The sequence below is a fragment of the Ferdinandcohnia jepli genome (assembly GCF_047246645.1).
Taxonomy (GTDB): Bacteria; Bacillota; Bacilli; order Bacillales; family Bacillaceae_L; genus Ferdinandcohnia.
Map to the genome: position 1 here is coordinate 1 of NZ_JBFOKR010000037.1, position 12,396 is coordinate 12,396.

10 protein-coding genes, 1 rRNA gene and 2 pseudogenes are annotated in these 12,396 nt (G+C 36.6%); 3 read left to right on the plus strand and 10 right to left on the minus strand.

What is annotated here, in order from left to right; translation table 11 throughout:
* Nucleotides 1-114: 114 nt before the first annotated feature.
* The 4 genes from efp to AB3M96_RS23225 form a co-directional block, all read right to left on the minus strand.
* A complete protein-coding gene (gene efp, locus AB3M96_RS23210) occupies nucleotides 115-672 on the minus strand; it encodes an elongation factor P (protein WP_412969989.1) in 558 nt (185 codons plus the stop codon).
* A 37-nt stretch (nucleotides 673-709) separates the two neighbouring features.
* On the minus strand, nucleotides 710-1,771 hold the full coding sequence (locus AB3M96_RS23215; RefSeq protein WP_412969990.1) for a M24 family metallopeptidase: 1,062 nt from the start codon (nucleotides 1,769-1,771) through the stop codon (nucleotides 710-712).
* Nucleotides 1,772-2,212: a type II 3-dehydroquinate dehydratase gene (gene aroQ / locus AB3M96_RS23220; RefSeq protein WP_412969991.1), complete on the minus strand. Its 441-nt coding sequence runs from the start codon at nucleotides 2,210-2,212 to the stop codon at nucleotides 1,772-1,774.
* A gap of 67 nt (nucleotides 2,213-2,279) precedes the next feature.
* On the minus strand, nucleotides 2,280-2,816 hold the full coding sequence (locus AB3M96_RS23225; RefSeq protein WP_412969992.1) for a YqhR family membrane protein: 537 nt from the start codon (nucleotides 2,814-2,816) through the stop codon (nucleotides 2,280-2,282).
* 289 nt (nucleotides 2,817-3,105) lie between these two features.
* Between AB3M96_RS23225 and AB3M96_RS23230 the strand changes: the two genes are divergently transcribed.
* A complete protein-coding gene (locus tag AB3M96_RS23230; protein WP_412969993.1) occupies nucleotides 3,106-3,519 on the plus strand; it encodes an SA1362 family protein in 414 nt (137 codons plus the stop codon).
* Nucleotides 3,520-3,546: 27 nt separating this feature from the next.
* Here the strand turns inward: AB3M96_RS23230 and AB3M96_RS23235 are convergent, their stop codons facing one another.
* The 5 genes and pseudogenes from AB3M96_RS23235 to AB3M96_RS23255 form a co-directional block, all read right to left on the minus strand.
* A complete protein-coding gene (locus AB3M96_RS23235) occupies nucleotides 3,547-4,431 on the minus strand; it encodes a patatin-like phospholipase family protein (RefSeq protein ID WP_412969994.1) in 885 nt (294 codons plus the stop codon).
* 115 nt (nucleotides 4,432-4,546) lie between these two features.
* A pseudogene (locus tag AB3M96_RS23240) lies at nucleotides 4,547-6,319 on the minus strand (vitamin B12-dependent ribonucleotide reductase); the annotation flags it as partial.
* A 72-nt stretch (nucleotides 6,320-6,391) separates the two neighbouring features.
* Nucleotides 6,392-7,264, minus strand: coding sequence for a helix-turn-helix domain-containing protein (locus AB3M96_RS23245; RefSeq protein WP_412969995.1), 873 nt, complete (start codon nucleotides 7,262-7,264; stop codon nucleotides 6,392-6,394).
* A 226-nt stretch (nucleotides 7,265-7,490) separates the two neighbouring features.
* Nucleotides 7,491-8,279: pseudogene (locus AB3M96_RS23250) on the minus strand (ribonucleotide reductase N-terminal alpha domain-containing protein); the annotation flags it as partial.
* Between the two features lie 342 nt (nucleotides 8,280-8,621).
* Nucleotides 8,622-9,458 carry a lipoate--protein ligase family protein gene (locus AB3M96_RS23255; protein ID WP_412969998.1) on the minus strand — a complete coding sequence of 279 codons (837 nt, stop codon included), beginning with the start codon at nucleotides 9,456-9,458 and terminating at the stop codon, nucleotides 8,622-8,624.
* A 158-nt stretch (nucleotides 9,459-9,616) separates the two neighbouring features.
* Between AB3M96_RS23255 and AB3M96_RS23260 the strand changes: the two genes are divergently transcribed.
* Together AB3M96_RS23260 and AB3M96_RS23265 are read left to right on the plus strand one after the other, a co-directional pair.
* Entirely contained in the window at nucleotides 9,617-9,988 is a 372-nt protein-coding gene (locus AB3M96_RS23260; protein ID WP_412969996.1) for a rhodanese-like domain-containing protein, read from the plus strand.
* A gap of 65 nt (nucleotides 9,989-10,053) precedes the next feature.
* Entirely contained in the window at nucleotides 10,054-11,925 is a 1,872-nt protein-coding gene (locus AB3M96_RS23265; RefSeq protein ID WP_412969997.1) for a YciC family protein, read from the plus strand.
* 317 nt (nucleotides 11,926-12,242) lie between these two features.
* On the opposite strand, the gene rrf is transcribed toward AB3M96_RS23265, so the two are convergent.
* A 5S ribosomal RNA gene (gene rrf / locus AB3M96_RS23270) occupies nucleotides 12,243-12,358 on the minus strand.
* Nucleotides 12,359-12,396: the final 38 nt, after the last annotated feature.

Here is a 12,396-nt window from a genome sequence, read left to right on the forward strand (position 1 = left end):
GCTATGTACTTACCGCTACCAGGTCGTACTAGGGACTTTCACCCGTTAGAGTTCGCCCATGCTGGGCGAACAAAAAAGACCCATCGCACTCGATGGGCCTCCTAAACTATTTAATTAAGCACGTGATACATAAGAAGCTTCATTTGTATTGATGATTAGTACGTCTCCTTCATTAATGAAGAATGGCACTTGTACAGATAAACCAGTTTCAAGAACTGCTGCCTTTGTACCACCAGAAGCTGTATCGCCTTTGATTCCTGGCTCAGTTTCAACAACCTTAAGTTCAACTGTATTTGGCAGTTCAACTCCAAGTGTTTCAGCTTGGAACATCATGATTTGAACTTCCATGTTTTCTTTTAAGAATTTCAATTCATACTCAATTGCAGATTCTGGAAGTTCAAGTTGCTCGTACGATTCATTGTCCATGAATACGTGTTGGTCTCCATTTGCATAAAGGTATTGCATTCTACGGTTTTCGATTTGTGCTTTTGCTACTTTCTCACCAGCACGGAATGTTTTTTCCTGAACTGCACCTGTACGTAAGTTACGTAGTTTTGAACGAACGAATGCAGCACCTTTACCAGGTTTTACGTGTTGGAAATCCATAACTCTCCAAATTCCACCGTCTACTTCAATTGTTAATCCTGTACGAAAATCGTTTACTGAAATCATTACTACTTCCTCCTAATCAAATCCGACAACATATGTCTTACAATATAATTAATTCCTTAGAAGAGAATGAGAGAGATTCATTGCCATCCTTTGTGACAACTGCATCGTCTTCAATTCTCACACCACCAAGTCCAGCTATGTAAATTCCTGGCTCAACTGTAACAATCATCCCCGGTTCAAGAACCGTATCTGATCTTACTGATAAGGATGGTTGTTCATGAACTTCCATTCCAAGTCCGTGACCTGTAGAATGTCCAAAATACTCGCCATATCCTTGTTCAGTAATGTAATCACGAGTTAGCGCATCTGCTTCTTTACCTGTCATACCTGGTTTAATACCAGCCATACCACGTAACTGAGCTTCAAGAACTGTATCATATATCTTCTTTAGTTCATCACTAGGTTTCCCAACAGCAACAGTACGAGTAATATCTGAGCAATACCCTTTATAATAGGCACCAAAGTCAAGTGTAACAAATTCGCCAGTTTCAATTACCTTTTCGCTTGCCACTCCATGAGGTAATGCTGAACGATATCCTGAAGCAACAATAATATCAAAGGATGATGAAATTGCTCCTTGTTTTCTCATAAAAAACTCAAGTTCATTTGATACTTCTAACTCTGTAATACCAGGACGTATTACATCAAGAATATGAGTAAAAGCAGCGTCCGCAATCTGCGTAGCTTCCTTTAATATCTTAATCTCTGATTCCGACTTAATCAAGCGTAACTTTTCGATTACACCTGTAACTGGGACAAATTCAGATTTCACTTCATTTTTATAAGCAGAATATGTTGCAAATGACAGGTCATCTTGTTCGAAGCCTAATCTTGTTATGCCCAATCTTTCCGCTTGTTTTGCAACTTCTTCAATAATTGGACCAGAATGTTGAACGATTTCAAATTCCTTTACTTGTTCACTAGCTTGTTCAACATATCGAAAATCTGTAATAAATGCAGCACCCTTTTCAGAAATAAGTGCAACTCCTGCAGTTCCAGTAAAATTTGTTATGTAACGTCTGTTATAGCTGTTTGTTACTAATAAACCATCAATTCCAAAATCAGCAAAGCTATTGCGTAATTTTTCTAATTTACTCATCTAGTTTCCCCCTAAATGTTCTAAAATTGCAAGTACCGCTAATTTGTACCCATAGACACCTAATCCAACGATTTGACCAATTGTGACAGGAGCCAAAACTGAAGTATGACGGAATTCTTCGCGCGCATGAATGTTTGAAATATGCACTTCAACAACTGGTAGTGACATTCCAGCAATTGCATCTCTAATTGCATAACTATAATGTGTAAATGCGCCTGGATTAATTATAATTCCTTCATACTTACCTTCAGTTTCATGAATGGCATCAATAATTTCACCTTCATGATTTGATTGAAAACAATCGAGTTCTACATCATGATTACCTGAGTATTGAATCAACTCGGTTTCTAAGTCTTTTAACGTTACACTCCCATAGATGTGTGGCTCACGTTTTCCTAGCCGATTTAAATTAGGTCCGTTAATAAGGAGTATGCGCTTCATTTAAAAAACTCCTTTAAAAAATAGAATGTTCAAACAAGAACATTCTATCATAACTTTTACTATTTACCTACTCATTTGAAGACACTGCGTGCTTTGGTTCATGAATTTCATTCACTTCAAATGAAATTGAATAACCAATAAAAACACCATATAATACATAAAAGCATATAGTAGTAATAACAGTATTTCGTCCTAATTGACCAACCGTTTTTATATCGGGGAATATTGGATTCAGCACATAAAAGACAATTACCCAAAGGGCAATTCCAAAAGCTGCCCCAATCCATATTGATTGAAACTTCTTTAAGAAAGCATAATATAAGAGTGCTACGCCAATTGAAATGAGTCCAATTACAAATATTCCTATAAACTGGCCAAGGACTCGGTTCTTCCAATCTCCAAGTGCCCAAGGTTTTAAAATTAGATTAGGGCTAATGTCAGTAAAACTAAAAATATAAGAAAGATACGCTAATAAACTCCAAAAAATCCCACCAAATAACCCAATTACTACTACCTTTGCAATCATGGACATTGGTTCCTCTTGTTTGTTTTGCTCAAGGCTTGGATCTTTTTTTGCAGCATCTACCACTGGAAACACCTCCATTTGCTATTATGTCCAGCTTTTTCTATATCTATTTGAAAAAGAATTAAAGGAAATATGAGTAGCGGTGGTAATTATTGGGTAGAATAAAATATGTCCCTTGAAGTAACATAAAAATTTTCTGTGAATTGGTATTCATATCATAGAGGTTTATATGATTTTCTTGTAGAATATATATATAAGGAAATATTTATTGTTTGATAATTTTATATAAGAAAAATATATAGACGAGCAACAAAGCCCAGAAAAATTAATACAATATATGAAAAGTGCTGTCAGGGAGGTGTATCTCATGAATCGTCGTAGATCCAATATTGTTGTGATGATTTTACTAGGATTAGGAGCATTTGGATTTGTCTACACCCTTTTTACACGTCCAAGTTCATTACTCATGCAAGCAGGCATGATTTTCCTTTTCATAGGTATCATCTTTCTAATCTATAAGTTTGTAATTGCTAGACGGATGGGAGGAAAGGAATACTCTGCTTATTTGCGTGCTGCTAAACAGTCAAAAAGACGTTTCAACCCACAAAAAAAGAAAAAGCCCCAGTATATGGGAGCTAGCAATGCGAAGAAGAGCTCTTCCTCTACTACGAAGAAATCAACAGTTGCATCAATTAATAAAAAGAGAAAAAGTACGAATAATACACATCTCACAGTTATAGAAGGCAAAAAGGGTAAAAAGAAGAATCGCGCATTATTTTAATATGCAGTGATTCTTCTTTTTTGTACGTTAATATCCCCATGTTTTGAGGAAAGCCTCTGCTCGATTTTTGCCGTGTAGTATAAGTTGTTGTTTCTTTTCCTCATTTAGACCAAATTCCGTGGTTAGCCCACTTTCTAAAGGGATAAATATAATGTTTTTTTCATGCCTGCGTGATATGTGACGGGCATCATGTGCATCCTTCATTGTCTCAAATAAAGCACCAAACATATCTATTGCAGTATTGATTTTATTCTTTTCCTGTTGCTGGCTATTCCCACTTAGTTTAACTCCAAGTACGGGACGTTTCTTCAGACCCTTTTCCTCATCAAATAACCATATCGGAAAATTAGATAACACCCCCCCATCAACAACAAGAATATTCCCTTGATAATCCTTTACTTTTACAGGTTCAAAAAAATAGGGGAGACTGCAGCTCATTCGCACTGCTTTTGCAACAGAGAAGGTCGCGGGAGAGATTCCATATCGTTCAAGGTCATCTGGAATAACAATGATTCTTCCGTTTGACAAATCAGAGGCAATAATACGTAAAGATTCAGGTGGCAAGTCCTTAAAAGTGACGACACCTTTATCGCGGAGTTTTTTCGCAATCCATTTTTCTAACATTTCACCTTTATATAGACCGAGACGCCAGTATAATAATAACCATTTTGCAAGTGGTGTCGGTAATAATGTTTTTCGTTGGTCTAAAAACGTACCAAGGTCTAATTCTTCCATTAAATCAAGCATCTCAGAACTACTGTAACCTGCAGCAATTAACGCAGAAATTAATGAACCTGCACTTGTTCCAGCGACACGTTTAAAAGCTAGGCCTTTTCCCTCAATAGCCTGATATGCACCTATTAAAGCAAACCCCTTAATACCTCCACCTGAAAAAACGCCATCTATGTACATGGAACCCCTCCCTACATAAGTAAATTCCTTTATATATCTTTAATCGGAAGGTAGGGGATTTAGTACGTAGAATGTAAAAAAGAAGGAGCCTAAAAAGGCTCCCTCTCAACTTATTTTATAATCCACACTTCAACTGTGCACCACAGCTTGTACAAGTATTACAGCCACCTAAATCTTCAACTGTACCTTGACGACAAACTGGACATGTGTCTCCAACTTCAGAACCAATTGTTACGTCTGTTTTACGTAAATCAATAACTGTGTCCATTAGGACTACATGGCTCTTTGTTTTCTCTGTAGTTGTTGTTGCTTCTGCTTCATCAAACGTATTTTCTTCAGCTTTTAATGTAAGAACCTGAGAGTCACGGCTTCCATCAACATAAACCGTACCACCTTTAGCTCCACCTCGATACAGACGCTCATACACTCCTTCGACCTGATCAACAGTATAGCCTCTCGGTGCATTTACAGTCTTACTAATTGAACTATCAATCCAACGCTGAATTACACATTGTACATCTGCATGTGCTTCAGGTGATAATTCCATCGCTGAAACGAACCAGCTCGGAAGATTATTTGGATCTGCATCTGGATGCTTGTCCAAATATTCTTGAACAATATCCGCCTTAACTTCGATAAACTTACCTAAACGTCCACTACGGAAGTAAGAGAACGAGAAGTAAGGTTCTAAACCTGTTGAAACTCCAACCATTGTACCTGTGCTTCCTGTAGGAGCAACGGTTAGTAAGTGCGAGTTACGAATACCGTATTCTTTAATATCATTTTTAATATCCTCTGGCATTTTCTGCATGTAACCAGTGTTTATAAATGCTTCTCTGATACGATTACCATCTTCTTGAGAGTTACCTTCTAAGAATGGGAAACTACCTTTTTCTTTTGCAAGTTCGATTGAAGCACGGTAAGCAGTAGTTGCAATTGTTTCAAATACACTATCAACTAATTGATTTCCTTCTTCTGAACCATATTCAGTTTCACAATAGATAAGTAGATCGTGTAATCCCATTACACCTAGTCCAACACGACGCTCACCTAATGCTTGCTTTTTATTTGCTTCTAAAAAGTAAGGAGTTGCGTCGATGACGTTATCTTGCATTCTTACTCCGACTTCAACAGTCTTTTTCAACTTTTCAAAGTTTACCGTTTTTGTTTCCTTGTCTGCCATTTCAGCTAGGTTAACCGCTGCAAGGTTACAAACTGAATATGGTGCAAGTGGCTGTTCACCACACGGATTTGTCGCAACAACATGTTGACCATAAGCCTTCGCATTAGTCATGTCGTTTGCATTATCAATGAAGAAAATTCCAGGCTCTGCAGAGTAAGTAGCACAGATGTTGATTAAATTCCAAAGATCTTTTGCTTTAATTTTTCGATAGGCACGAACCTTGTGACCAAGTTTCTCCCATTCGCGAACATCTCCAACTTTATGCCATTCTTCATTGTAAACTTTCATTTCCTCTTGATTGTAGCTTTCTACATCAGGGAAACGAAGTTCATAGTATGCATCCTCTTCAACGGCTTGCATGAATTCCTTTGTTAAACAGATTGAAATATTAGCACCTGTTAAGAATTCAGGGTTATGAACACTGTAGTTTCCACCTGTTACAAGTTTTTGCTCAGCGTCTTTAATAATCTTTTCGTTAAATCCACCTAGGCCTGGAATGTTTTTGTAGTTAACAATTCCTTGGTACATTTGAGTTTCTTGCTCTGTATGTGGAGTGAATTTTAGTTTTTCTTGTGCATATCTTTTAATTGTTTCATCATCTGTATTTTCAATTAGATAACGTAGAATTCTTGGGTTTTGCATTTTTGAAATGATAAATTCAATGATGTCTGGATGCCAGTCCGCTAGCATGATCATCTGTGCTCCCGAATTGTTACTCCTCTTTTAAAGGGGGATGGTCATTTCTGCCACCCTCTCATGCTTTCACATGAGGTCAGACTATATCATCAAAGAAAGGAATTTTTCATATTTACGATTTAATTTTATATCTCCATGTTTGTATAAGAATTCACCAATATCTTTCAACTCTTTTAAACTACTTAAATATAGGTCAGAACAACCTTGTTTTCCCGTAATGGAGTTTACATTTTTTGCATACCCATGGTCTTTTAAAAATTTCAAAATAGATGTAAGCATGGATTGATTCCCAGTAAAACCCATTCTTCCTTTTTGGTATCCATTCCGCTTATACACTCTTATATGACCATCAGCATCAAAAAATCCTCTTAAGTAAGCCCATTGAAGCTCTTCATTACGAAAATCTATCCATTGTTCGTATCCAGTTTTCCTAGGACCAATACCTAAAGTAATTAAATCATTACACATTTTTGTTGAGTTGATAATTAATGAATATTTATTTTGTTCATTCTCTGCGTTTTTTTTCCTAAACTTTATTGCCTCTTTTATATTCATTTCTTCACCAATATCAAATAGAAGCTGCTTATCACACTCTGCTAATGTCATGACCAGTCTCTTAGAGCCCTTTTTAACAAAGATTGTACCATCACCTGTGATATAGCCTACAATATATGCCTGATTCGGTGTCCTAATATTCTCGAAATAATCTTCATCATAATTGTACTTCTTAGATTTTAGCTTTCCCGCTTCCCCAGGAGTTCTTGAATTAATAAAGTTTAGTTCATCGTTCCAACGCTTTATTGTTCCTCGACTTATATTAAGCATTTTTGATATGTCTACTTGGCTATAGCCTTTATCATGGAGTTTAACAATTATATCGATAAGCCTTTCTTTGTCTCGTGCCCCATATCCACGTTGCCGCGAATTATGGTTTACTTCTTCCTTTGCTCCCAATAATGCTACCCCCTTGTTTCATATAGGGACATTATACTGGAAACTTTAGGAAGTTTCAATAGTCGTTGAACGTTGACCTCCGTTTCCAAAGGCCCTTCGCTGCTGATTGCCCATTCTATATCTCTATCATTTTTTAGCATTCACGCTCACCGTTACCAGTCACGTTGTAGCTGATAGAGCTTTAGGGTGTTCCAGCAATTCACGAGATTACGTCGCCGAGCTGTTAACGACGTGATCCACCTTGCTCAACAAGATGAGTCAATTTCGCAATATCATCTAGCCATGATACTGAACCAGAAGATTTTCCGTTTACACCGCGTGCAAGTGTGTTACGTGGGCGTAATGTTGAACCGTTTGTTCCAACTCCACCGCCACGACTCATAATCTCCATAACCTGTTTACGATGCTCTGAGATACCCTCGCGAGAATCTTGAACATACGGCATTACATAACAGTTAAAGTACGTTACGTCTGTGTCAGCGCCTGCTCCATACAGAACACGTCCAGCCGGAATGAAGTTTAAATTTACGAGTTCTTCATAGAACTTTTGGAACCATTCCTGACGCTTTTCCTCTGTTTTTTCTACTGATGCTAAGCCTGTAGCATTTCTTTTAGCAATTTGTTCGTAGAAAAGCTCTAACGGTTTCTCAATCACATCAAGTGAACGATTTACAATCCCTGTTTCAACTTCTTCAGGCTTGTCCAAAACACCGCGATACTCTTCTTCTACAAGTACCTTAGCTGTTTTTTGCTCCCAATCAATGTCAGTAATGAACCCTAATCCACGTGCAGGGAACTTCGGATCTTCCTTAATGGTTAGCACAACGAAATCTCCTGCTGCTAGCGTAATCTTCTCAGTATCCTTAAATGTATACCGATCTAACATAACTAGTCGTGAAACTCCCTTATGAGTTAGCTTCATATCCTCTGTAATTGGATGGACTTGAGGAAATAGTCGTATGTCCTGGTTCAACCTTTCGACATCAATATTCATTTTTTCTAGCACAACAGCCATTCTCACATCTCCCTTAAATCTATTATTTACTTCTGTTAGTTTTGTAAGTAATAAAATTAAGTTATCATATATTTTTTGGAAAAACAACACATAAAATCAATATATAGTATTAAAATAATTTTCGACAACACTATATATTGATTTTTTGGTCAAATGAACTCTCTTTTGTCAAACGATAAATAGTTAGATATAATGAGAATAATAGAGATATTAATAGGTAAACAAGTCTTTTTGACATTTTTTGAAGAATTTTGTCGCTTGCGTTTTTCTAACAATCAACGATTCCTGAACTCTTCAATACTTCAGGACTTTTGACACAAAAAAAACGACTAAAAAAAGTCGTTATCTTTTGAAATTCCAATCATCAGATTTATATCTTCTTTCAGAAATTTCATTTACGTAATATAATTCTTCCTCAGAAAGTTCATATGGCTCAAGAACAATACCTAAGCCATCCTCAAAACCCTGTTTAAATGCTACTTTCGCTTCCTCTAGCGTCACTGGTTGCTCTCTTAACTCATTAATGGCAACTGCTTTATTTTTAAAGTTTCGCTGCATTCTTTCTCTTACTCGGTCACTCGGGTACTTGAACAAATCAAATAGTTTATCCTCATCTATATCTAGTAGTATAGATCCGTGCTGTAAGATTACACCTTTTTGACGAGTTTGCGCACTACCAGCTACTTTACGCCCTTCAACAACGAGTTCATACCAAGATGGAGCATCAAAGCAAACCGCAGATCGCGGATTTTTGAGACCCTGTCGCTCCTCATCAGTTTTAGGAACTGCAAAATACGCATCTAGCCCTAGTTTTCGGAAGCCTTGCAATATCCCTTCTGATATCACGCGATACGCCTCAGTAACGGTCTTCGGCATTTCAGGATGCTCCTCAGAAACGGTAACACTATATGTAAGCTCTTGATCATGCAAGACACCTCTACCGCCTGTAGGCCGACGAACAAATCCAAGACCATACTTTTTCACAGCTTCTAAGTCAATTTCCTTCTCTACTTTTTGAAAATATCCAATTGATAGTGTGGCAGGACTCCAACCATAAAACCGTATGGTAGGCGGTATCTTTCCCTCACTATGCCAATCTAGTAATGCCTCATCTAAAGCCATATTAAATGCTGGCGAACAGTCTCCTGAATCGATAAATCTCCAAACTTCTTTTTTCATAAAAATACCCTCTTCAAAAAACGTATATTTGCTGCCTTCTAAGTCTACCAAATTCTTTACAATTTTCAAAATTAAACACTCCAGAGAATTCCTTTGATTCTTTCCCTACTCACTTATATAATAGAAATACAGAGAGATAAAAAAGGAGTAGATTTACTTTGGAAATTCTTTTAATAGTTTTGGTTGCAATCATAGCATATGGTGTCATTACGTATTTTTATCAGCGTAAAATTCTTAAAGGGTTAACAGAGGATGAATTTCGTGAGGGCTACCGTAAGGCTCAACTAATTGATGTTCGTGAGCCAAACGAATTTGATGCTGGTCATATCTTAGGTGCTCGTAACATTCCGTTATCACAGATGAAAATGAGATTAACAGAAATTCGCCCTGATAAGCCAGTTTACTTATACTGCCAAAATACTACTAGAAGTGGTAGAGCAGCTCAACTTCTACGTAGAAAAGGATACAAGGACTTGTACCAACTAAAAGGCGGCTTTAAAAAGTGGTCTGGAAAAATAAAGAAAAAATAACCTATCCAATTGGATAGGTTTTTTATAAACTTTTAATTAGTTTGGAAATATACTGAGGTGATCATTTGAATTTTTCAGCAGGCATGTATCATACCATTCATCATCCTAGATTAATTATTATACCTCTTGTTGTAAATGTGCTTTTAACCTTTTTAGGGGTTATTGGGACTTATTTTGGCATTGGTCCTTTAGCTTTTCCTACAGTTCAGGTTGGAGAAAGTCAAGCCATGGGGATAAATGCTACCTTTCCATTTTGGATTCCACTTTTAGAGGACTTAAAGTTTCCTTACCACTTTTTACAGGAGAACCCATCAAATAGTAATTGGATATTTTCTGTTCTCCTAACATTTATTATGATACTTATAAAAAGTTATGCAATTGGAATGTACCTTGGCTCAATGAAAAGCTTCATGCTAGGACTCGATAATACATATTCTACCTTAAAAATAGGAAAGTACTATTTCAAACGAATGGTACTGTTCTCTCTTATAGAGACGATAATATCGGTTGTCATCCTTTTACTATCATTTGTAATCGGCCCACTTGTCATCTTGTTGTTTATTGGATTACTTCTGTATTCTTTAACACCATACATAATCGTTCTAGAAGATATTTCAGTTACAGAGGCAATTCGTAAATCTCCTAAGATTTTTAAAAGGAATTTTAAGACATTATTTTTACTTGCATTGTTAAGTATGTTTTTTACATTCTTCATTACGATGTTAACGATGATACCAAGAGAATTCTCGTTTTATTTAATACTGTTAAGTTACAGCTTCATTGGGACTGTATTAATATTTGCGGTAATGAATTGTTTACACTCATCACTGCACGAAACCAATCTACCAGTAAAGAAGGTAAAAAAATCTAAGTACCTTTATCCGATGCTATCTGTACTAACATGGATCCTGCCATTACTTGGATTATGGTTAGCGACCGGACAATTTGTAAAAGCGTTTGATTTCAGAGATAAAACAGAGCTGACTGGCATTCATTATATGGCAAATTGGTCTGATGCATATAGCGCTTCAGACTATCAATATACAACCTATAATTGGGAAGATGAACAAATATATAAAATTGAAATTTCTTTACCCGACTTCTCTGTTGATAAGGAATTCAAACAGATTAAGGGAACTGGGACCGTTACCTGGGCAGTTGATGAGGAGTCAATTAATGTAATTGGAAATACAACTCATTACCGTATTTTTCCTAAAAGAACAAAAACTGATTTTATGTTCAGGCTCGAAAAAAAGTTTACTGACTCAGGCGATATTTATTACTCTTCTGAAAACGGAACTGCTTCATTCCTTGGAATAGGACAACAAGGACATGAACCACTGTCTATGGGTATGATGGTAAGTGGTAGTGGAGAAAATGTCTTTCTTTATCATTACCCTACACGTTTTGATGTAACAAATGTAATTCGTGTTGATAGTAACGGGGAATATCTAATACCAAATACATCAGAAGTAAATCCAGATGACTTTAAATACTTTTGGTTCACCAAGGATCTTACAACAGATAAGATTTTAGAATTTCTAAGAGCGAAAAATGAATTTGCGTATATTTCAAATGAAAGACTAGTAGAACAATTAGCCGCAGGCTTACAAGAAGCTGATGGATATGTAGTTAGACAGGTAAAAGATATTCTAGAACATCAGAATATAAAAAATAACCTTCCCGATTGGTCAATTGATGATTGGAATGAGTACTTAGAACAGGAGTATTCAGGAGAAAGTATTCAATCACTTCTACAACACCTGAACCCAGCTGGAAACCAGTTTTCTTATGAGATAAAAGAGCTCCCGCGTACAGAAGAGGGATATCTAAGGAACGAAAGGGAGATTCCTTTTCCAAGGAAGAAGATTGTAATACAGGATACTTTTGATGAAGATGGAGTATTGAAAGAGTTATTTATTGAGTTTCGTCATTAAGATAATGGGGCAGCTTTAGTAGCTGCTCTTTTTTGCATAAAACTAATGATTAGGGCCCAAAGTTTAGGGAAAATTCTATAATAATAGAGGACTGTTATGGTTTTATTAGATATTTAGTAGAAATTATAGGTTGGAGAGTCTTGTGAAAAGGTCTTTTGTATTTAATTTTGGAAATACGATTTTTAATTTGGATTTATGGTTTTTAATTCAAATTTACGATTTTTAGCAATTTTTTGGTTCGTTCGTTATCTAATCAAAAATACAATTATAAAGAAAACATAAAAAAGACCAGCCATTCCAGCTGGTCTTTCTCTCATGCCTAGCGACGTCCTACTCTCACAGGGGCAATGCCCCAACTACCATCGGCGCTGAGAAGCTTAACTTCCGTGTTCGGTATGGGAACGGGTGTGTCCTTCTCGCCATCATCACTAGACTAACAGGATGTTAGTCCTTCTGCGTTGTCACAAGGAT